The following is a 26,347-nucleotide window of genomic DNA, read 5'->3' on the forward strand; positions in this document are numbered from 1 at the left end:
CGAGGTGGAAAAAAAACGCCTTGCAGCTGTCGCATTTATCGGGCGTCAAACGTCATGGGGTAAGAACGCGATCAATCTTCGTAATGTTGACATAACCTTGCGGTGATTGATTGACGTCGGAATGGTAATTATTATCGCCTGATGGGGAATTGTTTTCTGCCGGACTTGTAGATCGAGCAAATCGATACCACCTACAAGCCGAATTTGCCGCCGAGGGATGAAGACGGCAAAGGACCGGCGGAAACCTCTGAGAATGCAGGAAGGGCAGTGGCCTGATCGCGCGCTGAGTGGCAGACGCTCGAGTTCGGCCAACCTTATCATAAGATTGGACGAAGACGCATGGCACGCAAGCCGATTGGAATTCTAGGCGCCTCTACCCTTTTTGCAGCGGCACTTGCTGCATCCACCGCATTTTCGCAGGAAGCGCCGGTCGCAAAACCGCAACAGAACCTGCCGGCGATCGTCGTCACCACGGCTGTCAATCGCACCCTCGTCGACCGTGTCATCGGCACGGGAACAGTCAAACCCGTCGAAGAAGTCTATATCCAGCCGCAGGTCGAAGGCCTCTCGATTCGCACCCTGAAAGCCGATGTCGGCGACAAGGTTCAGGCCGAAAGCACGCTGGCGACGCTCAACGATGACGCGCTGGTCCTGGAAAAGAGCCAGATGATGGCGACGAGGGCCAAGGGCGAGGCAAGCCTCGCCCAGCTGCGCGCCCAGCTCATCGAGGCGCAGGCCAATGCCGAACAGGCAAGGCAGCAGCAGGCCCGCGCCCAGGAAATGGTCAAGAAGGGCACGGTTTCCACCGCCCAGGTCGAACAGGCCGATGCGACTGCCGCCGCCGCCAATGCTCGCGTCGTCTCCGCCGAACAGGCGATCGAGGTCGCCGAAGCGGATCTCAAGGTCTTCGACAGCCAGATCGCCGATGCGGATTTGAAGCTGGCGCGCACCGATGTGAAGACGCCGGTCGCCGGCACGGTCTCGGCGAAGAACGCCAAGGTCGGCGCCATTGCCGCCGGCAACGGCGATCCGCTGTTCACCATCATCCGCGACGGCGATATCGAGCTTGTCGCTGAGGTCGCCGAAAGCGATGTTGTCAGGATCGTGGCCGGCCAAAAGGCAACGATTTCGCTTTCTGGCAGCCGTGAGAAACTTTCCGGCGCCGTACGCCTGGTTTCGCCGACTGTCGATCCGGTCACTCGCCTCGGCCTCGTGCATATCTCCATCGATGATGACAGCAAGGCGCGTTCCGGCATGTATGGCAGCGCCGAAATCATCGTGCGCGAGACTGAAGGCGTAGCGCTTCCCCTGACCGCAGTACTCACCGGCAACGAAGGCTCCTCCGCCCGCAAAGTCGAGGACGGCGTGGTGAAATTCGCCAAGATCGAGACCGGCATCCAGGACGGCGCCTATGTCGAGGTGGTCAATGGATTGAAGACCGGCGACGAGGTCGTAGCCAAGGCGGGCGCTTATGTCCGCGACGGCGACCACATCACGCCGGTGCGTGAACAGCCCCCGGCTTCCAACTAAAGAGACCATCCGATGAATTTCTCAGCCTGGTCCATTCGAAATCCCGTTGCGCCGCTGCTGGCCTTCTGCCTGCTGGTGTTCATCGGCATGCAGTCATTTAATTCGCTGCCGATCACGCGTTTTCCCAATATCGACGTGCCGCTCGTCTCGATCAGCGTAACGCAGAGCGGCGCTTCGCCGGCTGAACTCGAAATGCAGGTAACGAAGGAGATCGAAGACGCGGTCGCCTCCATCACCGGCATCGACGAAATCCAGTCGACGGTCACCGACGGCAGTTCGCAAACGAACGTCATGTTCCGGATGGAAGTGCCGACCGAACAGGCCGTTCAGGACACCAAGGATGCGATCGACCGCATCCGCAGCGATCTGCCGGCAACGGCCGAAGCACCGATCGTCTCCAAGGTCGATGTCGAGGGACAGGCGATCCAGACCTTCGCCGTTTCCTCGCCTGCGATGTCGCTGGAAGAACTTTCCTGGTTCGTCGACGATACGATCAAACGTTCGCTGCAGGGCCAGGCCGGCATCGGCCGTGTTGACCGTTACGGCGGCGCAGAACGCGAAGTACGCATCGAACTCACCCCTGACAAGCTCAATGCCTATGGTATCACCGCCGCCAGCGTGAACCAGCAGCTGCGCGGCACCAACATCGACCTCGGCTCTGGTCGCGGCCAGGTGGCGGGCAGCGAACAGGCGATCCGTGTTCTCGGTGACGCCCGCAACGTCGCCGACCTTGCCAATACGACCATTGGCCTGCCGAACGGCCGCTTCGTCAAACTATCCGATCTCGGCGTTATCAAGGACACTTATGAGGAGCCGAAATCCTTCTCGCGCTTCAACGCTACGCCGGTCGTTACCTTCGGCGTTTTCCGCTCGAAGGGCGCCAGCGAGGTCAGCGTCGCCGAAACCGTGGCGCAGAACCTCGACAAGGTGCGAGCCGAAAATCCCAATGTGAAGATCGAACTGATCGATGATTCGGTCTATTTCACCTACGGCAACTACGAAGCCGCCATTCATACGCTCCTCGAGGGTGCGCTGCTCGCTGTCATCGTCGTCCTCCTGTTCCTCAGGAACTGGCGTGCGACCCTGATCTCTGCAATCGCCCTTCCGCTGTCTGCGATCCCAACCTTCTGGGTCATGGACATGATGGGCTTCTCGCTGAACCTCGTCAGCTTCCTTGCTCTGACGCTCGCCACCGGTATCCTTGTCGACGATGCGATCGTCGAAATCGAAAACATTGCCCGCCACATCAAGATGGGCAAGACGCCCTATCGGGCGGCGATCGAGGCAGCCGACGAAATCGGCCTTGCCGTCATCGCCACCACCTTCACGATCATCGCTGTCTTCGTGCCCGTTTCCTTCATGCCGGGCATTCCGGGTCAATACTTCATCCAGTTCGGTCTGACCGTCGCCTTCTCCGTCTTCTTCTCGCTGATGGTCGCGCGCCTCATCACCCCGATGATGGCCGCGTATCTCATGCGTGCAGAAGACGGCGTCGACGATCATCACGACAATGATAGCCTGTTGATGCGTGGATACACACGCCTCATACGCGGCACGACCGGCCGCTGGTACACGCGTTATGCGACTCTGCTTGTCGCGTTCGGCTTCCTCGCCGGCTCCATTATGCTGCTGATGCAGGTTCCGGGCAGCTTCCTGCCGCCCGAAGACGCCTCGCGCATCGTGCTCTCTGTCGAGCTGCCGCCCAATGCACGGCTTGACGACACCGAGAAGACGACCGATGCGATCTATGACAGAGTCAAGGACATCAACGGCGTCGAAAGCGTCTTCGTCCTCGGCGGCGCGTCGCCGAAGGGCGATCTCGAACTGCGCCGTGCGACCATCACGCTGGCACTCGACAAGCTGGACCAATCGCTGGTCAAGAAGATGGTCAACGACGTGCTCGGCCGTATCCCCGTCATTGGCCCGAAACTGCCGAAGGTGGAGGTCCACGGCCGTGAACGCCCGCAGTGGGATATCGAAAAGGAAGTCTTCGCCAAGCTGCGTGACATTCCCGACGTCCGGATCCTGAAGCTCAATGACCGCGGCGAACGCGACCTCTCCTTCAACTTCCTTTCCAAGAACGACAAGGACCTGAACGACGCCGTCGGCATTCTGGAATCCAAACTGCGCGCCGATCCGCTGCTTGCCAATGTCAGCGCTGACGGCTCGCTGCCCCGTCCGGAACTGCAGGTTCACCCGCGCATGGATGAGGCCGCCCGCTTGGGCATTACGCCACAGCAGATCTCTGAGACGATCCGCGTCGCCACTATTGGCGATGTCGATGCCGCCCTTGCCAAGATCTCGCTCGACGATCGCCAGATCCCGATCCGCGTTCAGGCCGCACTCGACATGCGTCGCGATCTCGCGGCCATCCGGACGTTGAAGATCCAGACCGCCAGCGGCGGCACCGTTCCGCTCGCAAGCGTCGCCAATATCGACTATTCGGAAGGCGTAAGTTCGATCAAGCGCAACAACCGCAACCGCGTCGTTTCGATCGGTTCCGACCTGCCGCAGGGCGTCGCACTCGACACGGCTTCGGCCCGCTTCCGCCAGATCGTCAACGACGCAAATATCCCGGCCACGGTGCACCTTGCCGAAAGCGGCGACACCAAGGTGCAGAGCGAGATGCAGCAGAGTTTCGTCAACGCCATGTTGATGGGCCTGCTGCTGGTGCTGACGGTGCTGATCCTGCTCTTCAAGGACGTGATCCAGCCTTTCACCATCCTGTTCTCGCTGCCGCTCGCCATCGGCGGCGTCGCAGCCGGCCTGATCATCACCAGCAATCCGCTGTCGATGCCGGTCATGATCGGCATTCTGATGCTGATGGGTATCGTCACCAAGAATGCCATCCTGCTCGTCGATTTTGCAATCGAGATGCGCCACCAGGGCATGTCCCGCGTCGAGGCCATGGTCGAAGCCGGCCGCAAACGCGCCCGGCCGATCATCATGACCTCGATCGCCATGTCGGCAGGCATGCTGCCTTCCGCGCTCGGTGTCGGCGAAGGCGGCTCGTTTCGCGCGCCGATGGCGATCGCGGTGATCGGCGGCATCATCGTCTCGACCGTGCTCTCGCTCGTCGTCGTGCCCTCCTTCTTCCTGATCATGGACGATCTGTCCCGCCTGCTCGGCTGGGCTTTCGGCCGCCTGGTCGGCAAGAAGGACAAGGAGGAGCTGCCGCTGTCGCGCGAGGATCTCACCCGCGTCACCCGGGAGAACCGCGGCGACATCGACGCGCTGGAGGAGCGCCTGACGGCGATCGAAAAGCCGGAAGACAAACGCAAGAGCGCCAAGGGCAACGACACCAACGTGCTGCGCCTGCCGCCCTTCGCGGCGGAATAAGCAAAACCCAGGAAACGAACGGGCCGGGAGCGATCTCCCGGCCCGTTTCGTTTTTCGTTCATTTCCAACGCATGTCGCGCAAAAGTGTGCAGCGGCTTTGTGCGACATGCGTAAAAACAAAGACCTAAAGCGGGCGGTGTTCGGACGACATGCTCTAATTCTTTGATTTTGATCCGGATGTTTTAGGCCGATCCGGCCTAAAATCCGGATCTAGAGTCCGCCCTGCTCCCTGAGGAAGCTGACGATCGAGCTGACGCCGTCGCCGCGCTTCATGTCGGAGAAGACGAAGGGGCGCGAAGCGCGCATGCGCGTCGCATCCCGGTCCATCACGTCGAGATCGGCGCCGACATAGGGCGCCAGATCCTTCTTGTTGATGACGAGCAGGTCCGACCGGGTGATACCCGGCCCGCCCTTGCGCGGGATTTCCTCGCCCTGGCAAACGGAGATGACATAGATGGTGATATCGGCAAGATCGGGCGAAAAGGTCGCCGCTAGATTGTCGCCGCCGGATTCGATGAAGACGACGTCGAGATCGGGGATCCGCTGGTTGAGGCCGGCGATCGCCTGCAAATTGATCGTCGCATCCTCACGAATGGCGGTATGCGGGCAGCCGCCTGTCTCGACGCCGACGATGCGGTCCGAAGTCAATGCCTGCATCCGCACCAGCGCCTCGGCATCCTCGGTCGTATAGATATCGTTGGTGACGACGGCGACGGAATAGTCGTCGCGCATCGCCTTGCAGAGCTTTTCGGTCAGCGCTGTCTTGCCCGAGCCGACTGGCCCGCCGATGCCGACACGCAAAGGTCCGTTTCTTGATTTCATGTGCCTTACTCCAATCGAACCCCGATGATAACGAAGCCGCCCGCCCGCGCCACCGTCAAATGACTTAGAGCGCTTGTTTTTCTTCGAATCACCGAAGCGCTCTATCTCTTTGTTTTCACGCACTTCCGGACGCAAAACCGCTGCGCACTTTTGCTGGAATTGCTCTCGCCGCCGCGATAATTTCGGACAATTACGAGCGGAACAGCCGCGTCGCCTGCGTCTCATGGCGCAGGCTTGCAATATCGGCCTGCACCGTCGCCGAACCCAGATCATCGAGCGTCGAGATAGCCGCCCGCCGGGCGATCTTCGCGAGGTGCTCTTCAAGGCCGGCAAGCACGGCAACGCCATCCCTCTGCCCAGCGATGCCGAGGCGGATGCCTGACGAAACCGCTTGCGAGGCATAGGCGTGCAGGAAGACTGCGAGCACCTTCACGGATCCTATGCCATGTGCACCCGCAACCGCTCCCACCGCGACAGGATAAGCGGCCTTGCCGGGCAGCCTCTCGAATACATCGTCCGGCCAAGCGCCTGCCGCCGCCAGGAAAGCCTCGCCGAGCAGCATCGTTTCCTGATGGCGCTCGCGTGATCCGGCAAGCGCCTCGGCGAGCGCGGCGATCTCGGCAAGGCGCGCGGCTTCAGCCTGGTGCCTGTGGCTTTCGGCCAGCAGCACCGTATCGTTCCAGACCGAACCATTGCCGATTAAAGTGCCGGTCCAGGCCGCAAGCGAGGCCGCATCCGTGACCAACCCGTCGGCAACCGCCCGCTCCAGCCCGCCCGAATAGGCAAAGCTGCCGATCGGAAAGGCCGGTGAGAGCCATGCCGTCAGGCGCAGCAGTGCCTGCAACTCGCGATCCCCAGTCATCAAGGCTCAGTCGTGCTTGTGGTCGTGATGTCCGTGCTCATGACCATGATCCCGCCCGTGGTCATGATCATGACCGCGATCGTGGCGGTGCTCATGCTCATGCTCGTAGCCATGTTCGTGATCATGGTCATGGCCGTGATCATGATTGTGATCGTGATCATGCCCATGCGAATGCCCGCCTTGGGAATGGTAGGCGCCGCGTGCCGGCTGGAACGGCTCGTCGATCTCGAGGACGACGGCGCCGAGGCCCTGCAGCATGGTGCGGATGACATGATCGCGCAGGATGACGATGCGATCTTCCTCGATCTGGGCCGCAAGATGCCGGTTGCCCAGATGCCAGGCGAGCTCGACCAGATGCGTGCGGTCGCGTCCGCGAACCTCGAAGAGCTTCTCGTCGGCGGCGAGGATTTCGATCAGTTCGCCGTCGTCGCGCACCAAGAGGTCGCCATTGGCGAAAAGCACCGGATCCTTGAGATCGAGCATGACCATTTCGCCATTTTCCAAATGCAGCAGCTTGCGGCGCAGATGGCGCAGATCATGCGGCAGCTTGACTTGGGCGATCGGATGGGAGGAAGGGGTTCCGGCGGGAAGATAGGACGTGACGCGCTGCATGATATGTCCGTTTTGCTGAGAGGACGACCATGCAAAATAGCTCTTCCCGATGCAAGCACCAATGCCCTTTCGTTCGCGCTTTGCTTTGATATTCCGTAAGCCTGCATCACGTTGTCGCTCTCCGGTCCTTTGTTCTCGCCATCGACGCCGCTATCGACAAGCCCGTGCCAGGCGTGACGCAGACCTTCTCGTTCGTGGACGACGCGATTGCGCCCGAGTGCCTTGGCGAGATAGAGCGCCCGGTCGGCGGAAGCATAGACCGCCTGCTTGGTGCGCCCGGCGACGAGATCGGCAACGCCGCCGGAAACGGTGATGCGGATATCGTGCCCCTCGGCTTTCATGGCGCCGCCGGCGATCCGGGCCCGGACGCTTTCGACGCGCTCCATACGCGTCTCGAGCGGCTCGCCGGAGACGATGACGCCGAACTCCTCCCCACCCAGCCGTGCGACGACGGACATCTCATCGAAGGCGGATCTCAGCATGGCCGAAACGGAGATGATGACGGCATCGCCGCAGCCATGGCCGAAGCGGTCGTTGATCGCCTTGAAACGGTCGACGTCAAAAATCACCAGCGACGCATCGCCATCAGTATTCTCAAGCGCCTCGGTAAAAGCGCGCCGGTTGAGCAGCCCGGAAAGCGTATCCGTGCGGCTGAGCTTTTCGAATTCCGCCCGCGAGAGCGCGAGATCGCGCATGGCAAAGCCGGCAAACAGTGACAGCATGCCGGAAACGGTACCGCCGATCAGCCAGGAAAAGATCGCGCTGAAGCCGATTGCATGGGCGAGCGTCACCGGTAGAAGCCCGAGAAGATCCAGCGACGGCATCGTCAATGCGATAATGACTCCTGACAGAATAACGGCAAGAAAAGCCATCTTCAGGGCGAAGACATAGACGTTTCTGCGGTATTGAAGATCGCCGAAATCGGCCTGCAGCAAAATCCAGTTTCTCATGAGAATCAACCTTCCTGCTCGGCGTTTCCAGGCATTGATAAGAGCCCAATTGCTGCGGGTGTCTTAATCGACCCGTTAAAATTCGAACGGTTCGGACGTTTCGGTGGACAGAATTTTTCTAGCAGGGGATGCAGCTTTCCAATCCCTGAATCGAACAGCGCGAAGAGACAGTTAAACGACTGATATAAAAGGGTTCATCAAGTTTCGTGATGCAGTTGTTCCAGAATGGGTTAGCTTGACAAAATACCGGGTTTTCCACCGATTTTTACAACCATATGGAGAGCGCTATTCACAATTCACTTTAAGAGCGGACCGACCCGACGGCTGCTTCAATTGTAGACAGCAATAGACAACCGCAATGTTTGTGGAAGCGGGTTCCATATGCCGGTTCGAAACCCAGCCGAGCGCAGGGCAGCGGCGGTCCAGGTGTTGCAGCCGAAGAGTGCGTTGAAGTATCCCCTGGCTTCGAAGAACCGGTCGATCTCGCCGTAACCCGCATCCGGAATCGGCACCACCGCGCCCGCGTCGAGGACGAAACTCTCGGAGATAAAATCGCGCAGCTGCGCCAATTGATCCTCACTGACATTGAATGCCGTAACGGTGGACTGGGGCTCGGTGATATGACTGGCAAGGTCCACATGCAGCACTGAACGGTCGATCGTCAGCGCGCGCAACACCGGCAGCGGCTTCAGCTCCGCCCATGTGGGAGTTTCCAGATAGAAGGCACGTCCGCCCCAGCCGATAGTAAGCCACTCCGCATTCGGATGGCCGAGCGGAAAACCAGTATTGTCGAGGAAGGAAAAGGCAGCCCGCGTTTCCGCGTCGAGCGGAATGGCAATATCGGTATGGATCGGGCCCGACAGCAGCAGAATTCGATGCGTCACTGCCGCAGACGACGCCTCGACGGGCGCAATCAGCGGCCGGGGAATAAAGGTCCCGCAGGCCGCCGAAAGCACAAACAGAAATACGATCCGCAACAACCAGCGGATACCTGTCCTCATCGCCGCCGTCCGTCGCACATGGGCGTGGGCTTAGAACAGGAAATAGCGCTGCGCCATCGGCAGCACCGTCGCCGGCTCGCATGTCAGCAATTCGCCGTTCGCCCTGACTTCATAGGTCTCCGGGTCGACCTCGATCTCGGGTGTCAGGTCGTTGTGGATCATCGATGCCTTGGAGATGCCGCCGCGCGTATTCTTCACCGCGACCAGTTCCTTGGCAACGCCGAGCCGGCCCTTCAGGCCGGCATCGAGCGAGGCCTGGCTGACGAAGGTGACAGAGGAATTGGTGAGGCTCTTGCCATAGGAGGCAAACATCGGCCGGTAGTGTACCGGCTGCGGCGTCGGGATCGAGGCGTTCGGATCGCCCATCGGCGCGGCCGCGATCGAGCCTCCGAGCAGCACCATATCGGGCTTCACGCCGAAGAAGGCCGGATTCCACAGCACGAGGTCGGCGCGCTTGCCGACTTCGACCGAGCCGATCTCACGGCTGAGACCGTGGGCGATCGCCGGGTTGATCGTATATTTGGCGATATAGCGGCGAACGCGGAAATTGTCGTTGTCGCCCTTTTCCTCCTTCAGCCGGCCGCGCTGACGCTTCATCTTGTCGGCCGTCTGCCAAGTGCGGATCGCCACCTCGCCGACGCGGCCCATGGCTTGGCTGTCGGACGAGATGATCGAGAAGGCGCCGATATCGTGCAGGATGTCTTCGGCGGCGATCGTCTCCTTGCGGATCCGGCTTTCGGCAAAGGCGATATCTTCGGGGATCGACGGCGACAGATGGTGGCAGACCATCAGCATGTCGAGATGCTCTGCGATGGTATTGACCGTATAGGGACGCGTTGGATTGGTCGACGACGGGATGACATTCGGCTGGCCGCAGATCTTGATGATATCGGGCGCATGCCCGCCGCCCGCGCCTTCCGTATGGAAGGCATGGATGGTGCGGCCCTTGATGGCACCGATCGTATCCTCGACGAAGCCGCTTTCGTTCAGCGTATCGGTGTGGATCATCACCTGCACGTCGTATTCGTCGGCAACCGACAGGCAGCAGTCGATGGCGCCAGGGGTCGTGCCCCAATCCTCGTGCAGTTTCAGCGACGTGGCGCCTGCCAGCACCATTTCGGTCAGCGCCCCCGGCAGCGAGGCATTGCCCTTGCCGGCAAAGGCGAGGTTCATCGGAAAGGCGTCGGCCGCTTCGATCATGCGCGCCAGATGCCAGGGACCGGGCGTGCAGGTGGTGGCAAGCGTGCCGTGTGCAGGACCGGTGCCGCCGCCGAGCATGCAGGTCATGCCGCTCATCAGCGCTTCCTCGATCTGCTGCGGCGCAATGAAATGGATATGGCTGTCCATACCGCCAGCGGTGACGATCTTGCCTTCGGCGGCGATCGCCTCCGTGCCCGGGCCAACGATGATGTTGACACCCGGCTGCATGTCGGGATTACCGGCTTTGCCGATCGCGACGATGCGCCCATCCTTGAGCCCGATGTCGGCCTTGTAGATACCCGAATGATCGACGATCACCGCATTGGTGATAACCGTATCCACTGCGCCATCCGCCCGCGTCACCTGGCTCTGGCCCATGCCGTCGCGGATCACCTTGCCGCCGCCGAACTTCACCTCCTCGCCATAGGTGGTGAAATCCTTCTCGATCTCGATGAAGAGCTCCGTATCGGCAAGGCGCACCTTGTCGCCGGTGGTCGGTCCGAACATGCCGGCATAGGCGGCGCGCGAGATCTTGTAGGGCATCTATCAGGCTCCTTGGGAGGAAGAGACGAGTGTTTCTCCGCCGAGCCGCTTGAGGCGGCCAGCGGCAATATAGCTATCGACAAGCTGTCGTTCGGCCGAAAACGGGTGCCATTCCCAGCCGGCGTGGCCAAAGCCGGCAAGTGTCGCCTCGGCCTCGGCATATGTGTTCAGCACCTCGGCAATGACGATCATCCCGCTGCTCGGCACGACATAGGGCGCTGGAGAAAACGCCGAAAGCGACGCATCCACGGCCTCGTGAACCGATTTGCCGATAATGACGTGCCTTTTGCCGGTGTCTGCGCAAAAGGAGCTGAACGCAGCGGTATGGTCGTCGCAGAAATCATCAAGCTCCGGATGAGAGACGGCAAGCGGCGCCCGCATCGCGGCGAATTTTTCCGGGTCGCGCACGCTCCAGATTTCGCCAGCCGAAACGACGCCCGGATGGGCGCGCCACTCACGCGAACCGAGCATCGCCTTTGCCGGCCTACCGGTGTTGCAGACCGCGACGGCATCCGTGCGGCTGCCGCCGGCGCCATAGGAGCGGCAATCATTGAAGCGGATGACAATATCGGCGGCATCGATGATGCCAGCCCCACCCTCCTCGATGTCGCCATTGCCGACGATCATGATTTTTCTGATCACCCTAGTTGCCCATCGTATCTTCGAGCTCTTTCAGCTCTTTCGTGCGTTTGTCCGTAATGTTGGCGAGACACCCGGCGACCAGCATCGGCTCCATCGTGCCGCCACGGGCCTGAAAGCCAAAGGCGTCGCATTCGGCGTCGCGATAGTCGATCCAGGCGCGTTGCGCCTTGACAAGCGCCTGCTCTGCGCCCTTCATGTCGCCATCCAGGTCCTTGTCGATCGCCGCCAGGGCGGCGCGCGTCTTCTTATACTGCGCATTCAGCGCCTTGTCGGCAGTCTCGTGGCGCGCCGTCTCGCAGCCAGTCATGTCCGATTGCGTCTTGGGATTGTTGCAATCTATATCCTGAGCAGAGGCAGCACCTGCCGTCAGCAGCATCGCCGCCCCGACGAGGCAGATATTCAAGCGCATGCACTTCTCCCGTATTTTGTTCTTAAAGCTTGCCCATCACCAGTTGACGGAAACCATAGACCTCGCGCTTGCCGGAAAGCGGGATCAGCGTCACCGAGCGCGTCTGCCCCGGCTCGAAGCGCACCGCCGTCCCCGCCGGGATATCGAGCCGCTTGCCGTGTGCTACCGCGCGATCGAAGGAAAGCCCGGCATTGGTCTCGGCGAAATGATAGTGGCTGCCGACCTGCACCGGCCGATCGCCCGTATTGGAAACCTCCAGCGTCACCGTCGGCGCGCCGGCATTCAGTTCGATGTCGCCGCTTGCGGCAATGATCTCGCCTGGAATCATCTCGTCCTCCTTAAGCCGCCTTGGGCGCGCAGCCCTCGGCCTTCAATACGCGCTTCGTCGATGCCGGATTTTTGGCGAGCATGGCCGCCGGCCGAATGGGCCTCGCGACGAGATTGCCGCCGCAGTTCGGGCAGACACCCTTCAGCACGCCGTCCACGCAATCGGCGCAGAAGGTGCATTCATAGGTGCAGATCCGTGCTTCAATGCTATCAGGCGGCAGATCCTTGTCGCAGCATTCGCAATTGGGCCTGAGCTCGAGCATTCCTATCTCCTCAACGGATCGGCTCGTGCACGGTGACGAGCTTGGTTCCATCCGGGAACGTCGCCTCCACCTGCACGTCGTGGATCATCTCGGCAATCCCCTCCATCACCTGGTCGCGGCCGATCACATGGGCGCCGGCTTCCATCAGCTCGGCAACCGGGCGGCCGTCGCGGGCGCCTTCGACAACGAAGTCGCTGATCAGCGCGATCGCTTCGGGATAGTTCAGCTTGACGCCGCGCTCCAGCCGCCGCCGCGCCACCATCGCCGCCATCGAAATCAACAGCTTGTCTTTTTCTCTCGGAGTGAGGTTCATCGCTTGTCCATCTGCTTGATCGAATGCTGAAGTTCATAGATTCCAGACTTTCGGCACAGGCGCACCATTGCGCAAGGCGGAAATGACCGGGATCAGGATTTTTCTGAGTGAGAAGCCGTCGGCCGCTGCCAGGCGGACGACGAGCTTGCCATTCCAAGCGCTCGCACCGCCCATCGATCCTTCGACGAGCGGCCGGACCTTGCCGAGATAGGCTTCTGAAAGCGGCCCGGCATAAAACAGCGTCGCAAAGGCCACCTGTCCGCCGAGCACGGCCTGCCGCGCCGCCAGCGCCGCCACAGCTTCGGAAAGTCTGAGTTCTTCGGCGTGGATCAGTTGACCCGAGCGGCGGATGCGCCAGCGGTCACGGAACAGCCCTGATATCACCGCCTCACCCATCGCCTTGCGGCCGAGCAGCACGGCTTCGACGGCCAGAAATTCGCCGCTCTCGTCAAGATCGACGTCCAGCCGGCGAAAAAGTGCGGCCCGGTCGAAGAGGATCGTTTCCTGCGGCAGCCAGTCGACGCGGGCTTGGGCTCCGACCGTGATGCTGGTCGCCACCTCGGCGATGCCGGCCGATGCCTTGTAGATCTTCTCGCAGGCCTGAGTGGTGACGTCGATGCGCGTGCCGGCGCCGGCATCCACGCTCCAATCCATCCGATCGCCGCCCGTCAAACCGCCAGCGGTATTGATGATGACGGCTTCCATGGAGGCGTCGAAGGTGTCGGGCAGGCGGATCTTCGCTGCCCCCTCCTGATAGAGTTCATGGATGCGCGTGCGGCCATCGAACAGCTTTGCCGTCAGATGCCCTCGCCCTTCGGCTCTTTGCGGTCTCGTGCCTGCCGCCGCAATCGTCATATCGTCCCTTTCGGTCGCGCCCCTGGTTTTCATTCAAGCGCGCGGATAGCGGAAAGCAAGCAATTCCCATGCCGCACCGGGCAGACCTTTGGCGGCGGCGGAAGGTTTTCCAGGCGCCGCGCCTTCTGCTGCAAAATGCGGCATCTGCCAGCCAGACAGTCAGACAGTCAGGTGGCGGCGGGCCTCCGGCGTATCCAGCGTCTCGGCAAGCCCTTCATGCACGATTTCGCCGCGGTCCATGATGTAAACATAGTCAGCAAGCTCGCGGCAGAAATCGAGATACTGCTCGACGAGCAGGATCGCCATGCCGGTGGAGTCGCGCAGGTAACGGATCGCCCGGCCGATATCCTTGATGATCGACGGCTGAATGCCCTCGGTCGGCTCGTCGAGCACGAGAATCCGAGGCCGCGTCACCATGGCCCGCCCGATCGCCAGCTGCTGCTGCTGCCCGCCGGAAAGATCGCCGCCGCGACGTGACAACATCGACTTCAGCACCGGGAAGAGACTGAAGATGTCATCGGGGATGTTGCGGTCGCGGCGGCCAAGCGGAGCAAAGCCGGTTTCGAGATTTTCCTTGACGGTGAGCAGCGGGAAGATCTCGCGCCCCTGCGGCACATAGCCGATGCCCTGCTTGGCGCGGGCAAAGGGCGGCAGGCTGTTGAGCCTGGTGTCATTGAAGGTGACGGTGCCCGCCGACAGCGGATGCTGGCCGGTAACGGCGCGAAGAAGAGAACTCTTCCCCACGCCGTTACGCCCCAGCACGCAGGTGATCTTGCCCATCTCCGCTTTGATCGAGATGCCGCGCAGCGCCTGAGCGGCGCCGTAGTGGAGGTTTGCGTTTTCGACTGTCAGCATCGGTTTCCCTTTACATTCAAACTGCTGTCGGAGCAGGCCGCTGCCCCTCATCCGGCTGCCGCCACCTTCTCCCCGCTTGCGGGGAGAAGGGAATATGCCGCGACCTGTCCGTCCCTCGTCCACCTATCGCATGGCACGTCCCCTCGCCCCGTTTACGGGGAGAGGGTTAGGGTGAGGGGCATCCGGCAAACACGACGCTCACCGCCCCAAATAATTCTCGATGACCTTCGGATCCGAACTCACAAAGTCGATCGATCCCTCAGCCAACACAGATCCTTCCGCAAGGCAAGTCACCTTGACGCCAAGGTCTCGGATGAAGCCCATGTCATGTTCGACGACGACCACCGACCGGGTTTTGGCGATATCCTTGAGCAGGATCGCGGTTTCGGCCGTCTCCGCATCGGTCATGCCGGCCACCGGCTCGTCGACGAGCAGGAGCTTCGGCCCCTGCGCCAGCAGCATGCCGATCTCCAGCCACTGCTTCTGCCCGTGCGAGAGATTGGCGGCGAATTCGTCGCGGCGATGGGTCAGCCGCACGGTTTCGAGGATCTCCTCGATGCGCGTCTTGTCCTCGCCCGAAAGCCGGTAAAACAGCGTCGAGAACACGCCGCGACGGCGGTTCAACGCCAGTTCCAGATTGTCCCAGACCGTATGACTCTCGAAGACCGTCGGCTTCTGGAACTTGCGGCCAATGCCGAGCTGGGCGATGTCGGCCTCGTCCTTCTTGGTGAGATCGATCGTGCCGTTGAAGAAAACTTCGCCCTCGTCGGGCCTGGTCTTGCCGGTGATGATATCCATCATCGTCGTCTTGCCGGCGCCGTTCGGGCCGATGATGGCTCTGAGTTCACCGGGTTCGATGACGATCGACAGCGAATTCAGCGCCTTGAAGCCGTCGAAGGAAACCGAGACGCCATTGAGATAAAGTACGCTGTTGGGTTTGACGTCGGGGATCATGGTGCTCACTCCGCTGCCTGGATTTTCGGCTCGATGCCATCTTCCTGCGCCGCCGGCGGAGCAGAATTGGAGACCTTCTTCCGCTTTCCGAGATATCGGGCGATCGTGCCGACGACGCCCTTGGGCAGGAACAGCGTGACGGCAACGAAGAGGCCGCCGAGCGCAAACAGCCAGAACTCCGGGAAGAGGCCGGTGAAGATCGTCTTGCCGCCGTTGACAAGGATCGCGCCGATGATCGGGCCGATCAGCGTCGCCCGCCCGCCCACCGCCGTCCAGATGACGACTTCGATCGAATTGGCAGGCGCGAATTCGCCGGGATTGATAATGCCGACCTGCGGCACGTAGAGCGCACCGGCAATACCAGCCATCATCGCCGAGACGACGAAGGTGAAGAGCTTGAAGTGCTCAACGCGGTAACCGAGGAAGCGCGTGCGGCTTTCCGCATCGCGCACGCCGACCAGCACCTTGCCAAACTTCGAGCGCACGATCGCCGAGGCGAGCAGCAGCGATAGAGCAAGGAAGATCGCAGTTGCCGCAAAGAGGACTGCACGCGTGCCGTCAGCCTGGACGTTGAAACCGATAATGTCCTTGAAATCGGTTAGGCCGTTATTGCCGCCGAAGCCCATGTCATTGCGGAAGAAGGCCAGCAGCAGCGCGTAGGTCATCGCCTGGGTGATGATCGAGAGATAGACGCCGTTGACGCGTGAGCGGAAGGCAAACCAGCCGAAGACGAAGGCGAGCAGGCCGGGCACGACGAGCACCATCAGAGCCGCAAACCAGAAATGGTTGAAGCCGTACCAGAACCAGGGCAGATCCTTCCAGTTCAGGAACACCATGAAGTCGGGCAGAACAGGGTCTCCGTAGCTGCCGCGCGTGCCGATCTGGCGCATCAGATACATGCCCATCGCATAGCCGCCGAGCGCAAAGAAGGCCCCGTGGCCGAGGGAGAGGATGCCGCAGAAGCCCCAGACGAGATCAAGCGCCAGCGCCAGCAGCGCATAGGTCAGATACTTGCCGAACAGCGACATGATATAAGTCGGCACGTGCAGCGGATTGGTCGGCCCCGTCATCAGGTTCAGGACTGGCACAAGGACGGCGACCAGAAGCAGGAGGGCGATGGCAATGACGATCTTGCGATCGAGTGATCGGAGAAGGAAGGCCGTTATCATGCTTCCACCGCCCTTCCTTTGAGTGCGAAGAGCCCGCGGGGACGCTTCTGGATGAAGAGAATGATGAGGACGAGCACCAGGATCTTGCCGAGCACGGCGCCGGCGAAGGGCTCGAGGAACTTGTTGACGACGCCGAGCGAGAGTGCACCGACCAGTGTACCCCAGAGATTGCCGACACCACCGAAGACGACGACCATGAAGCTGTCGATGATGTAGGATTGACCGAGGTTCGGCGAGACATTGTCGATCTGGCTGAGCGCCACGCCGGCGATGCCGGCAATGCCCGAGCCGAGCGCGAAGGTGAAGGCATCGACCCAGCCGGTGCGGATGCCCATCGACGACGCCATGCGCCGGTTCTGCGTAACGGCACGCATCTGCAGGCCGAAGGCGGACCGCTTGAGCAGCAGGAGCAGCGCCACAAAGACCACCATCGAAAATACGATGATCCACAGTCGGTTCCAGGTGATGGAGAGTCCGCCGAGATCGAAGACGCCGGACATCCAGGTCGGATTGCGGACCTCGCGGTTGGTCGGGCCGAAGATGCTGCGCACTGCCTGCTGCAGGATGAGCGACACGCCCCAAGTGGCGAGCAGCGTTTCGAGCGGCCGGCCGTAGAGATAGCGGATGACGGCGCGCTCGATCACCAGACCGACGAAGCCGGTAAAGACGAAGGCCGCAGGCACGGCAAAGGCCAGCGAATAATCGGCAAGTTCAGGAAAGGCGGAGGTGATGTATTCCTGCACCACATAGGTGGTGTAGGCGCCGATCATCACCATTTCGCCATGCGCCATGTTGATGACGCCCATGACGCCGAAGGTGATGGCAAGGCCGATCGCGGCAAGCAGCAGCACCGAGCCGAGAGACAATCCGTACCAGATGTTCTGGACGATATCCCACAGCGCCAGGCTGCGATTGATGGAGCTGATATCCGCCTGGATTGCCGGCTTCAGGTCGTCAGGCGCGGTTTCGAGTGTGGTCGTGAGGATGGTCAGCGCATCGCGATTGCCGCGCGCCGCGATCGTGTCGATCGCAGCCTTCTTGTCTTCGACGCTCGCATCCGTCTTGAGCAGCAGCACTGCGCGCGCCGCTTCCATCGTATTCTTGATCTCGGCGTCCTTTTCGGCCGCAAGCGCCGAGTTCAGCAGGTCGAGATTGGCGGGATCGGCATCTTTCAGCAGGCCCTGCGCCGCGGCAAGCCGCGCGGAACGGTCCGGGCTCATCAGCGTCAACTGGCTGGTAGCGGCGCCGATGACGCCGCGAAGCGCGTTGTTGATCTTGACCTTCGTCATCAGATCCGGATCGACATCGGCAGCGGCTTCGCCGGTGATCGGATCGGAATAGGTCGTTTCGTCATCGGTACCGCCCTGGAGGAGAACCGGGCCGCCGTCGGAATTGACGTAGAGAAGGCCGTCGCTCAACTGCTGCAGGATCTGGCTGACATGCTGGTCCTTGGAAGCGACCAGCGCTTTGATGGCCGCTTCCCGTTCCGGGAAATCGCCGACGCCGAGCGCGTCGACAAGCACGTGGATATCGTCCTGGGCCTGGACTTCGCTCGAGATTATCACGCCCGAAAAAGCAAAGCCTGAAAATACGAGGCCCGAAAATGTCAGGCAAACCGTGATGAGGAAAATCTTTATGGCGCGATACATCGGCTTTCTCGCCCTTGATAGTGTTGGCCTCGAGGCGCAATCGCTGGGACGGAGCTTCCGCCCGGGAACAAACCCGGACGGAATCCTTCAGGCAGTCATCGGATCGGGGTCGTACTCAGGAGCCCTTGCCACCGCACTTGCCGGTAGCGACGTTGAAGTTGCCGCAGGACATCGGCTTGCGCCAATCGGAGATCAGATCCTTGGAGTCAGGCAGGAAATCTGACCATTCGTCGCCGACGACGGCGGGTGTCTGCTGGACGATTTCGAACTGGCCGTCGGCCTGGATTTCACCGATCAGCACCGGCTTGGTGATGTGGTGGTTCGGCATGACGGTCGCATAACCGCCGGAGAGGTTCGGAACGCTGACGCCGATGATGGTGTCGAGAACCTTGTCGGTATCGGTCGTGCCGGCAGCCTGGACGGCCTTAACCCATGCATTGAAGCCGATATACGCAGCTTCCATCGGGTCGTTCGTCACGCGCTTGTCGTTCTTGGTGAAAGCGTGCCATTCCTTGATGAACTTCTTGTTGGCTGGGCTTTCGACCGACTCGAAGTAGTTCCAGGCAGCGAGGTGGCCGACGAGCGGCTTGGTGTCGAGGCCGGCAAGTTCTTCTTCGCCGACCGAGAAGGCGACGACGGGGATGTCTGTTGCCTTGATGCCCTTGTTGCCCAGTTCCTTGTAGAACGGAACGTTGGCATCGCCGTTGATCGTAGAGACAACCGCGGTCTTCTTGCCGGCCGAACCGAATTCCTTGATCTTGGAAACTTCGGTCTGCCAGTCGGAGAAGCCGAACGGCGTGTAGTTGGTCATGATGTCTTCTTTCGGAATACCCTTCGAAATCAGGTATGCCTCGAGAATCTTGTTGGTCGTGCGCGGATAAACGTAGTCCGTACCTTCGAGAACGAAGCGCTTGACGCCTTCTTTTTCCATCAGGTAGTCGACAGCAGGAATGGCCTGCTGGTTCGGAGCAGCACCGGTGTAGAAGATGTTGCGCGAGGACTCTTCGCCTTCATACTGGACCGGGTAGAAGAGGATCGAGTTGGTCTCTTCGAAAACCGGCAGAACGGACTTGCGCGACGAGGACGTCCAGCAACCGAAGACGGCGGCAACCTTGTCCTTCTGGATCAGCTCGCGTGCCTTTTCGGCAAACAGCGGCCAGTCGGAAGCCGGGTCGACGACGACGGCCTCGAGCTTCTTGCCGAGAAGGCCGCCCTTCTTGTTCTGCTCGTCGATGAGCATCAGCATGGCGTCCTTGAGCGTGGTCTCGGAAATGGCCATGGTGCCGGAGAGCGAGTGTAGAATGCCGACCTTGATCGTGTCGTCGGCGGCAACTGCACCGCCGAAGGCAGCCGACGCCGCCATGATGGCGCCGAGCGCTGCGCCCGTAATAGTGGATTTGAGATTCATCTGGTTGAACTCCCCTCTTCTTGTTCCGCAACAGACCGGAAACGGAGATTAACTGTTGCTTAAAGAACTATCGGGTGCTGCAGCGCGAAAACACATACGTCGATTGACGTAGGCGCCGGGGGCAAACAGGCAGCAGGCCGGGAGAGGTGGCATCCCCCACCGCGGGAGATGCCCTGTCGATTCTCTGGGAGGAATTATCCGTCGATCGTCAAGACGATCGACGTGGGACCGTAAGAGAGGCTCGCCCTATGGCCTGCGACGGTCAGCTTTTCGAGGGCGCCAGTCACGACGCTCGCCTTCAGGATCTCGATCTTCGTTCCGGGCGTCGGGACAAACCCGTCGGCAAGCGTCACATCGAGCTCGCCGGCCAGCACCGCCTTGCCATGGACGATCAGCGTACCCTCGCCGTTCGCGCCTAGCCTCGGCTTCAACACGGCCGTGGCAAGCTGCTGATAGTCGCCGCCGACGGTCACGGGCTTTTCCGCCGCCAGAACGAGCGAACCGCGGTCGGCCGTCAGGCCGCCTGTACCGAAGGCCGACGGCGATAGGGCCATCAGTGCGCCCTCTTCCAGCACGGTACCGCCGGTATAGCTGTTGGCGCCCGACAGCTCGAGAATGCCGCTGCCGTGCTTCACCAGCCTGCCATTGCCGGTGATGTCGTTCCGCCAGGTGTCGATCGAATTGAAACCGCCCTTTGCCGCGTCCATCGTCACGGTCACGTCCTGTTCGAACGCACCGTAACCGTCGGCCGCCGCAAAGAGGTTGAGACGGCCGTAACCTTCCGCATCGTCGAGCAGCGGGTAGCCGGAGGCGATCTCCGTCGACTTCAGCACGGCGCGGCGCTGCTCGCCGCCCAGATAGGGCAGACGCGTTTCGAGAAGCGCTTCGGCGCCCTGCGGCACGCGCGCCGGCTGATCGGTCGCATGGATCGTCGGCAGGCCGTAGCTCAAGCGCTGCAGCACGTAGGCGCGATTGGCGTCATGATCGGCGAAACGGTCTGCGGCCAACGGTGCTGCATGGGCCGCAACCTCGAGTGCACCCGCATCCGCAACGCCTGACTTGGCGACGAGCCATGACTGCGCTTGGGCGTAGGCATCGCTCTTCAGCGCGGCATTGTCGGCGTTGTTCAGATTGTAGACGACCGTAGCTGTGCCGAGCATGCGGCCGCCTATCACGTCGAGAGGAGAATGCATGCCGGCGAGGATGCGGTCTTCGCCCAGCTCGCTGGCACGCGTGATCATTTCCTGAAAGCGTTGCGGCACGAGATAGGCCATGGCCAGTGCATCCCGCCAGGCTTCCGCCGTATGCCCGCTCGGGAAACCGCCGTCCTCGGCCGGCTTGCCGCCCTTGGCCGGCTCCAGCGTTGGGACGACCGATACGTCCTGGCTCCAGCGGTAGGGGCGGGCATATTTGAAATAGCGTTTGGCCGGCTCTGTCGAGCCGTCACCGCTGGCGGCGTTGATGAAGTCGATAGCAAGTCCCATGTCGGGGTTGGCGTCGATCTTGTTTTCCGCGTCCGGCTTGCTGCCGGCGCCGCGATTGTTGCCCTTGTCATCATATTTGACCGTCGTCGCATCGGCTGCCACCTCGGTGATCGTGGTGGTCTGCTTCGAGCCGGCCTTCCAGGCATCCGTCAGCGGACCGAGGCCATCGACGATGCTGGCATTCTTGCCGCGCCGATCGTCGAGATAGGCGGCGACGGCCTGATCGGCCGTCCGCGCCCGCGTCGCTTTGACGACATAGGCGATGTTGGCGTCATGGACGGCCTGGTTGACGATATGGCCGTCGGTCTTGCTGGACGGAATGCCGTCCCAATCCGTCTTGGCGACCGCCGGGCAATTATCCTTGGCCGGGGCTTCGACACCCGCATCGACGAAAGGCGTGCGCGGGGTCCAGATTTCGAGGAAGCCGGAGAGAAGATGAACGGCGGCATTGGTGTCCACCGTCGAGAAGCAGGCGTCACCGCGTTTGTTGGTGTTTCCGGCCTGCGCATAAGGCGCTTTCGCCGCCGTCGCCTGCTCGGCGCTGGCAAGTGATGGCACGATGGAAAGAAGGCAGACGAGGGCGGTGCTCAGGCGGCAAAGGCTTAAAACAGACATGGTGATACCCGAAATGTTTGAACGAACGCCGGGAGAGTTAGAGCTCTCATGTGACAGATCAATTGCAAAAATATTGCCATTCTGTGAACCTGTCGGTGCCCGCCTCTTGCCTTTCCCAACCATCCCGCCAAAACTGCCGGAGAGACGATGAGCCCAACCGGAATGCCGGAAAGGAAGACATGGCAGCGCGCCAACGCATCATTCCGGTGAGACGCGAATACAATCGCTGGGTCGCCAACCAGACGCTGGAAGATTACGCGTTGCGCTTCACCGCAAAGAGCGCTCGCCATTTCTCCTCGCAGCGGATCTCGCAGACGGCGATCGGCGCGATCTCCTTTCTGGCGCTGGAGGCGATCGGCGGCGCGATCACTCTTTCCTACGGCACGACCAACGCCTTTTACGCCATTATCGTCGCCTCGGTCGCCATGCTGGCGATCGGCCTGCCGATCAGCCGCTACGCCATCCGCCACGGCGTCGACATCGATCTTCTGACGCGTGGCGCGGGCTTCGGCTATATCGGCTCGACTATCACCTCGCTGATCTATGCGAGCTTCACCTTCATGCTGTTTGCGATCGAGGCATCGATCATGTCCGGCGCGCTGGAGCTCACCCTCGGCATCCCGCTCTGGATCGGCTACATCATCAGCGCCGTCATGGTAATCCCGCTGGTGACGCACGGCGTGCGGCTGATCAGCAAGTTCCAGCTGATGACCCAGCCCTTTTGGATCGTGCTGAATATCCTTCCCTTGATCTTCATCGCCTTGTCGGACTGGGAAAAATTCGATCTCTGGCGCGCCTTCGCCGGCATCCGCCATGCCTCCGGTCCGCCCGGCACCATCGCCGAATTCGATCTGGTGGAATTCGGCGCTGCCTCCGCCGTCATCCTGGCGCTGATGTCGCAGATCGGCGAACAGGCCGACTTCCTGCGCTTCCTGCCGCCGGACCCGCAGCGCAAGTGGCGCCACCGCCTGGCGATCTTTCTCGCCGGGCCCGGCTGGGTCATCATCGGCGCGCCGAAGCTGCTTGCCGGTTCATTTCTGGTCGTGCTGACCTTCACCTCGGGCGTCCCCCTCGATCGCGCCGCCGACCCGGCGCAAATGTATCTGACCGCCTTCGGCTACATGGTCCCCTGGCACAATGCCGCGCTGCTGTTGATGGCCGCTTTCGTCGTCGTCTCGCAGCTGAAGATCAACGTGATGAACGCCTATGCCGGCTCGCTCGCCTGGTCGAACTTCTTCTCGCGGCTGACCCACAGCCATCCCGGCCGCGTCATCTGGCTGGTGTTCAACGTCGCAATCGCCCTGCTTCTGATGGAACTCGGCATCTACCGGCTGCTGGAGGAAACACTCGGCATCTTCTCGATCATTGCGATGGCCTGGCTCTGCACGATCTCCGCTGATCTCTTCATCAACAAGCCGCTGGGCCTTGCTCCCCCGGGTATCGAGTTCAAGCGCGCCCATCTCTACGACATCAACCCCGTCGGCCTCGGCGCCATGACGTTGTCGGCGGCCGTATCGCTGATCGCTCATTTCGGCGCCTTCGGCGATATTGCCGCCTCGCTCGCGCCCTATATCACCCTCGTCGTCGCATTGATCGCCTCGCCTGTCATCGCCTGGGCGACCAAAGGCAAGTTCTATCTCGCCCGCAAGCCACGCCACAGCTGGAAGAACCTGACGAGCATCACCTGCTCGGTCTGCGAACATCCCTTCGAACCGGAGGACATGGCCTGGTGTCCGGCCTATGCCGCACCGATCTGCTCGCTCTGCTGTTCGCTCGACAGCCGCTGCCACGACATGTGCAAGCCGGCCGCCCGTTTCAACGCCCAAGTCGGCACCGTCGCCAAGGTGCTGCTGCCTCAGACCATCATCGAGAAGCTGACGACACGCCTCGGCCGCTATGGCGTCGCCGTCGTGCTGGCATTGACGGCCATCGGCGCCATCCTGGCGATGATCGCCCATCAGGTCGCCGCCGCCTCGCCTGAAACGGCCGAGGTCGTCAACCGCACCATCCTCATCGTCTTCTTCGTCTTCTCGGTGATATCAGGCGTCGTCTGCTGGTTCTATGTGCTTGCCCATGACAGCCGCGTCGTCGCCGAGGAGGAATCCTCGCGCCAGAACACGCTGCTGCTCAAGGAAATCGCCGCCCACAAGAAGACCGATGCCGCCTTGCAGAACGCCAAGGAAACCGCCGAGGCCGCCAACCGGGCAAAGAGCCGCTATGTCGTCGGCTTGAGCCATGAGTTGCGCACACCGCTGAACGCCGTGCTCGGCTACGCCCAGATCCTCGAGCGCGACGAAACGATCCCGACGCCGCGCCAATCTTCGATCAAGGTCATCCGCCGCAGCGCCGAACATCTCTCCGGCCTGATCGACGGCCTGCTCGATATCTCGAAGATCGAGGCCGGCCGCCTGCAGGTCTATTCGAACGAGATCAACATCCAGGATTTCCTCGACCAGATCGTCGATATGTTCCGCCCGCAGGCCCAGGCGAAGGGGCTCGTCTTCATCCATGAGCGCTCGCCGGCCTTGCCGCAATTCGTTCGCACCGATGAGAAACGGCTACGCCAGATCCTCGTCAACCTGCTCTCGAACGCCATCAAGTTCACCGACGAGGGTAGCGTCACCTTCGATGTCGGCTATCGCAGCCAGGTCGCGACTTTCACCGTCGCCGATACGGGGCGCGGCATCAGTGAGAAAGACCTGACCCGCATCTACGAGCCTTTCCAGCGTGGCGAGGCCGAAAGCGTGCGGCCAATGCCGGGGCTCGGCCTCGGCCTCACGATCACCCGGCTTCTGACCAACACGCTGGGTGGCGAGATCTCGGTTTCGAGCGTGAAGGACGAAGGCTCGAGCTTCCGCGTCCGCCTGATGTTGTCCGCCGTCATGCGCGCCGTGGCCGCCGCACCGCAGGAAAAGCGCATTGTCAGCTATGACGGCCCGCGTCGGACGGTCGTCGTCGTCGACGATAACGAGGACCATCGCGAGATGATGCGCGAAATCCTGGCGCCGCTCGATTTCATCGTGCTGACGGCAGCGGGCGGCGGCGAATGCCTGACGCTGATCGAGGGCATTATGCCGGACCTCTTCCTTGTCGATATCCTGATGCCCGGCATGAACGGCTGGCAGCTCGTCTCGCGTCTGCGTGAGGCCGGCCAGACGGCGCCAGTGCTGATGCTCTCGGCCAATATCGGTGACGCGGCTGTTCTCAGCGACAGCGACGACAGCCACAATGATGCAATCGGCAAGCCGGTCGATATCCGCCAACTCCGTGATAAGCTCGCCCTGCATCTTGGCCTGAAGTGGATCTATGCCGATGCCGCGCCAGCCGTTCCCGTTAAGATCGAAGCGCCGATACTGAGCCCCGGTGCTGCCCATGTGCAGGAATTGCTGCGGCTCGGCGAGATCGGCTATATCAGAGGCATCGAAGCCAAGCTTTCGGACCTTGCCAGGATGGAGGCAAATCAGCCATTCACCGATGAACTTCGCACCTATGTCGCCGCCTTCGATCTCGCCGGCTTCATGACCTTCCTGCACGACTTCGACGAAAAGGTGGAATCCATTGGCTGAGCCAGCCTCCCTCCCCCGTGACATCGTTCTGCTCGTCGACGACTCGGCCGAAGCACTCGGCTTTTTGACCGACGCACTCGAACAATCCGGCTTCTCCGTGCTGATCGCCACGTCGGGCACGGCGGCGCTTGGTATCGTCGAGCGCATCACGCCCGATCTCATCCTGCTCGACGCGGTGATGCCGAGCATGGACGGCTTCGAGACCTGCCGTCGGCTGAAGGCGAACGCCGCGGCGGCGCAGGTACCTGTCATCTTCATGACGGGCTTGACCGAGACCGAGCATGTTGTGCACGCGCTGGAATCCGGCGGCGTCGATTATCTCAGCAAGCCGATCAACATCGACGAACTGCGCGCCCGCATCCGTGTCCATTTGCGCAACGCTCGCTCGGCCCAAAGCGCCCGCATTGCGCTGGACGCAGCTGGCCGCCATCTGCTGGCAGTCAAGGGCGACGGCGCCATCCACTGGTCAACGCCGCAGGCGACACGGCTGGTCAATGCCGCCATGGGCAGCGACGACGGCATGGAAATCGTCGTCCGCCATATCGCCGGCTGGATGCGCGACCGGGTCGCGGCGGTGCGCGACGGCATCATCTCGATCGCCCATGCCGGCCAGGCGGCGCTGCAGCTCGCCTTCCTGGGCGCAATCGGCCCTGACGAATATCTCTTCCGCCTCACTGCCGCCAATCAGCGCAGCGACGACGAGGTGCTGCGCCAGCGCTTTTCGCTTACCCAGCGCGAATCCGAAGTGTTGCTCTGGATCGCCAAGGGCAAGGCCAACCGCGACATCGGCGAAATATTGGGACTGTCGGCGCGGACGGTAAACAAGCACCTCGAACAGATTTACGTGAAGCTCGGCGTCGAGAACCGGGCCTCGGCCGCCGTGAAAGCCACGCATGTGCTCTACGAGATATGAGATGGTGTTGGAGGCTGGAACAGCATGATCTTAGCTCTGTTCGGCCTAAAATCTGGATCCTGTTCT

The 26,347-nt window shown here is 61.5% G+C and carries 21 protein-coding genes and 1 pseudogene; 4 read left to right on the forward strand and 18 right to left on the reverse strand.

All coding sequences use genetic code 11. The annotated features are described in order from the left end of the window. The first annotated feature begins 339 nt into the window (after positions 1–339). Positions 340–1,530, forward strand: a complete 1,191-nt coding sequence (locus N2600_RS17155; RefSeq protein ID WP_222295620.1) for an efflux RND transporter periplasmic adaptor subunit — start codon at positions 340–342, stop codon at positions 1,528–1,530. Between the two features lie 12 nt (positions 1,531–1,542). Continuing rightward, positions 1,543–4,869: an efflux RND transporter permease subunit gene (locus N2600_RS17160; RefSeq protein ID WP_260296881.1), complete on the forward strand. Its 3,327-nt coding sequence runs from the start codon at positions 1,543–1,545 to the stop codon at positions 4,867–4,869. A 210-nt stretch (positions 4,870–5,079) separates the two neighbouring features. Here the strand turns inward: N2600_RS17160 and ureG are convergent, their stop codons facing one another. The 18 genes and pseudogenes from ureG to N2600_RS17250 all read right to left on the reverse strand — a co-directional run bounded on the left by ureG (position 5,080) and on the right by N2600_RS17250 (position 21,802). Continuing rightward, positions 5,080–5,691, reverse strand: a complete 612-nt coding sequence (gene ureG, locus N2600_RS17165; protein ID WP_017965817.1) for an urease accessory protein UreG — start codon at positions 5,689–5,691, stop codon at positions 5,080–5,082. Between the two features lie 190 nt (positions 5,692–5,881). Next, positions 5,882–6,553 (reverse strand): urease accessory protein UreF, encoded by a 672-nt coding sequence (locus tag N2600_RS17170; protein ID WP_222295618.1) that lies wholly within the window; start codon positions 6,551–6,553, stop codon positions 5,882–5,884. 6 nt (positions 6,554–6,559) lie between these two features. Continuing rightward, positions 6,560–7,165, reverse strand: a complete 606-nt coding sequence (locus N2600_RS17175) for an urease accessory protein UreE (protein WP_260296882.1) — start codon at positions 7,163–7,165, stop codon at positions 6,560–6,562. A gap of 89 nt (positions 7,166–7,254) precedes the next feature. Next, positions 7,255–8,115: pseudogene (locus N2600_RS17180) on the reverse strand (GGDEF domain-containing protein); the annotation flags it as partial. Positions 8,116–8,444: 329 nt separating this feature from the next. Beyond that, positions 8,445–9,116: a TIGR02117 family protein gene (locus tag N2600_RS17185; RefSeq protein WP_260296883.1), complete on the reverse strand. Its 672-nt coding sequence runs from the start codon at positions 9,114–9,116 to the stop codon at positions 8,445–8,447. A gap of 30 nt (positions 9,117–9,146) precedes the next feature. Continuing rightward, positions 9,147–10,859 carry an urease subunit alpha gene (ureC, locus tag N2600_RS17190; protein ID WP_003561946.1) on the reverse strand — a complete coding sequence of 571 codons (1,713 nt, stop codon included), beginning with the start codon at positions 10,857–10,859 and terminating at the stop codon, positions 9,147–9,149. 3 nt (positions 10,860–10,862) lie between these two features. Next, positions 10,863–11,486, reverse strand: coding sequence for a hypothetical protein (locus tag N2600_RS17195; RefSeq protein ID WP_017965823.1), 624 nt, complete (start codon positions 11,484–11,486; stop codon positions 10,863–10,865). A gap of 16 nt (positions 11,487–11,502) precedes the next feature. Continuing rightward, on the reverse strand, positions 11,503–11,910 hold the full coding sequence (locus N2600_RS17200; RefSeq protein ID WP_260056591.1) for a lysozyme inhibitor LprI family protein: 408 nt from the start codon (positions 11,908–11,910) through the stop codon (positions 11,503–11,505). 22 nt (positions 11,911–11,932) lie between these two features. Next, the gene (locus tag N2600_RS17205; protein ID WP_003561953.1) at positions 11,933–12,238 is read right to left on the reverse strand and encodes an urease subunit beta; all 306 of its coding nucleotides are present in this window, start codon (positions 12,236–12,238) and stop codon (positions 11,933–11,935) included. Positions 12,239–12,248: 10 nt separating this feature from the next. Then, positions 12,249–12,500: a DUF1272 domain-containing protein gene (locus tag N2600_RS17210; RefSeq protein WP_018493803.1), complete on the reverse strand. Its 252-nt coding sequence runs from the start codon at positions 12,498–12,500 to the stop codon at positions 12,249–12,251. 10 nt (positions 12,501–12,510) lie between these two features. Beyond that, positions 12,511–12,813, reverse strand: a complete 303-nt coding sequence (locus N2600_RS17215) for an urease subunit gamma (protein ID WP_003561955.1) — start codon at positions 12,811–12,813, stop codon at positions 12,511–12,513. A 33-nt stretch (positions 12,814–12,846) separates the two neighbouring features. Then, a complete protein-coding gene (locus N2600_RS17220; RefSeq protein WP_260298843.1) occupies positions 12,847–13,668 on the reverse strand; it encodes an urease accessory protein UreD in 822 nt (273 codons plus the stop codon). Between the two features lie 159 nt (positions 13,669–13,827). Beyond that, positions 13,828–14,523: an urea ABC transporter ATP-binding subunit UrtE gene (urtE, locus tag N2600_RS17225; RefSeq protein WP_221109004.1), complete on the reverse strand. Its 696-nt coding sequence runs from the start codon at positions 14,521–14,523 to the stop codon at positions 13,828–13,830. 198 nt (positions 14,524–14,721) lie between these two features. After that, complete coding sequence (gene urtD, locus N2600_RS17230; RefSeq protein WP_260296887.1) at positions 14,722–15,477, reverse strand: urea ABC transporter ATP-binding protein UrtD; 756 nt, start codon at positions 15,475–15,477, stop codon at positions 14,722–14,724. Positions 15,478–15,482: 5 nt separating this feature from the next. Continuing rightward, positions 15,483–16,646 (reverse strand): urea ABC transporter permease subunit UrtC, encoded by a 1,164-nt coding sequence (gene urtC / locus N2600_RS17235; protein WP_260296892.1) that lies wholly within the window; start codon positions 16,644–16,646, stop codon positions 15,483–15,485. Next, on the reverse strand, positions 16,643–18,295 hold the full coding sequence (urtB, locus tag N2600_RS17240) for an urea ABC transporter permease subunit UrtB (protein ID WP_260296893.1): 1,653 nt from the start codon (positions 18,293–18,295) through the stop codon (positions 16,643–16,645). The genes urtC and urtB overlap by 4 nt, the downstream gene beginning before the upstream one ends. 115 nt (positions 18,296–18,410) lie before the next feature. Then, complete coding sequence (urtA, locus tag N2600_RS17245) at positions 18,411–19,703, reverse strand: urea ABC transporter substrate-binding protein (protein ID WP_260296895.1); 1,293 nt, start codon at positions 19,701–19,703, stop codon at positions 18,411–18,413. 194 nt (positions 19,704–19,897) lie between these two features. Then, entirely contained in the window at positions 19,898–21,802 is a 1,905-nt protein-coding gene (locus tag N2600_RS17250) for an acid phosphatase (RefSeq protein WP_260296897.1), read from the reverse strand. A 179-nt stretch (positions 21,803–21,981) separates the two neighbouring features. On the opposite strand from N2600_RS17250, the gene N2600_RS17255 reads away from it, so the two are divergent. Together N2600_RS17255 and N2600_RS17260 are read left to right on the forward strand one after the other, a co-directional pair. Beyond that, a complete protein-coding gene (locus N2600_RS17255) occupies positions 21,982–25,368 on the forward strand; it encodes a hybrid sensor histidine kinase/response regulator (RefSeq protein ID WP_260296898.1) in 3,387 nt (1,128 codons plus the stop codon). After that, positions 25,361–26,281, forward strand: a complete 921-nt coding sequence (locus N2600_RS17260) for a response regulator transcription factor (RefSeq protein WP_260109280.1) — start codon at positions 25,361–25,363, stop codon at positions 26,279–26,281. Before N2600_RS17255 ends, N2600_RS17260 begins: the two co-directional genes overlap by 8 nt. The last annotated feature ends 66 nt before the right edge of the window (positions 26,282–26,347 follow it).

The organism is Rhizobium sp. WSM1274 (assembly GCF_025200775.1).
In the GTDB taxonomy this organism is placed as follows: Bacteria; Pseudomonadota; Alphaproteobacteria; order Rhizobiales; family Rhizobiaceae; genus Rhizobium; species Rhizobium leguminosarum_I.

Bases quoted from the DNA above. Each gene is read 5' to 3' on its own strand.
- N2600_RS17155 (WP_222295620.1), top strand. From the start codon at position 340: ATGGCACGCAAGCCGATTGGAATTCTAGGCGCCTCTACCCTTTTTGCA.
- N2600_RS17160 (WP_260296881.1), top strand. From the start codon at position 1,543: ATGAATTTCTCAGCCTGGTCCATTCGAAATCCCGTTGCGCCGCTGCTG.
- ureG (WP_017965817.1), bottom strand. From the start codon at position 5,691: ATGAAATCAAGAAACGGACCTTTGCGTGTCGGCATCGGCGGGCCAGTC.
- N2600_RS17170 (WP_222295618.1), bottom strand. From the start codon at position 6,553: ATGACTGGGGATCGCGAGTTGCAGGCACTGCTGCGCCTGACGGCATGG.
- N2600_RS17175 (WP_260296882.1), bottom strand. From the start codon at position 7,165: ATGCAGCGCGTCACGTCCTATCTTCCCGCCGGAACCCCTTCCTCCCAT.
- N2600_RS17185 (WP_260296883.1), bottom strand. From the start codon at position 9,116: ATGAGGACAGGTATCCGCTGGTTGTTGCGGATCGTATTTCTGTTTGTG.
- ureC (WP_003561946.1), bottom strand. From the start codon at position 10,859: ATGCCCTACAAGATCTCGCGCGCCGCCTATGCCGGCATGTTCGGACCG.
- N2600_RS17195 (WP_017965823.1), bottom strand. From the start codon at position 11,486: ATGATCGTCGGCAATGGCGACATCGAGGAGGGTGGGGCTGGCATCATC.
- N2600_RS17200 (WP_260056591.1), bottom strand. From the start codon at position 11,910: ATGCGCTTGAATATCTGCCTCGTCGGGGCGGCGATGCTGCTGACGGCA.
- N2600_RS17205 (WP_003561953.1), bottom strand. From the start codon at position 12,238: ATGATTCCAGGCGAGATCATTGCCGCAAGCGGCGACATCGAACTGAAT.
- N2600_RS17210 (WP_018493803.1), bottom strand. From the start codon at position 12,500: ATGCTCGAGCTCAGGCCCAATTGCGAATGCTGCGACAAGGATCTGCCG.
- N2600_RS17215 (WP_003561955.1), bottom strand. From the start codon at position 12,813: ATGAACCTCACTCCGAGAGAAAAAGACAAGCTGTTGATTTCGATGGCG.
- N2600_RS17220 (WP_260298843.1), bottom strand. From the start codon at position 13,668: ATGACGATTGCGGCGGCAGGCACGAGACCGCAAAGAGCCGAAGGGCGA.
- urtE (WP_221109004.1), bottom strand. From the start codon at position 14,523: ATGCTGACAGTCGAAAACGCAAACCTCCACTACGGCGCCGCTCAGGCG.
- urtD (WP_260296887.1), bottom strand. From the start codon at position 15,477: ATGATCCCCGACGTCAAACCCAACAGCGTACTTTATCTCAATGGCGTC.
- urtC (WP_260296892.1), bottom strand. From the start codon at position 16,646: ATGATAACGGCCTTCCTTCTCCGATCACTCGATCGCAAGATCGTCATT.
- urtB (WP_260296893.1), bottom strand. From the start codon at position 18,295: ATGTATCGCGCCATAAAGATTTTCCTCATCACGGTTTGCCTGACATTT.
- urtA (WP_260296895.1), bottom strand. From the start codon at position 19,703: ATGAATCTCAAATCCACTATTACGGGCGCAGCGCTCGGCGCCATCATG.
- N2600_RS17250 (WP_260296897.1), bottom strand. From the start codon at position 21,802: ATGTCTGTTTTAAGCCTTTGCCGCCTGAGCACCGCCCTCGTCTGCCTT.
- N2600_RS17255 (WP_260296898.1), top strand. From the start codon at position 21,982: ATGGCAGCGCGCCAACGCATCATTCCGGTGAGACGCGAATACAATCGC.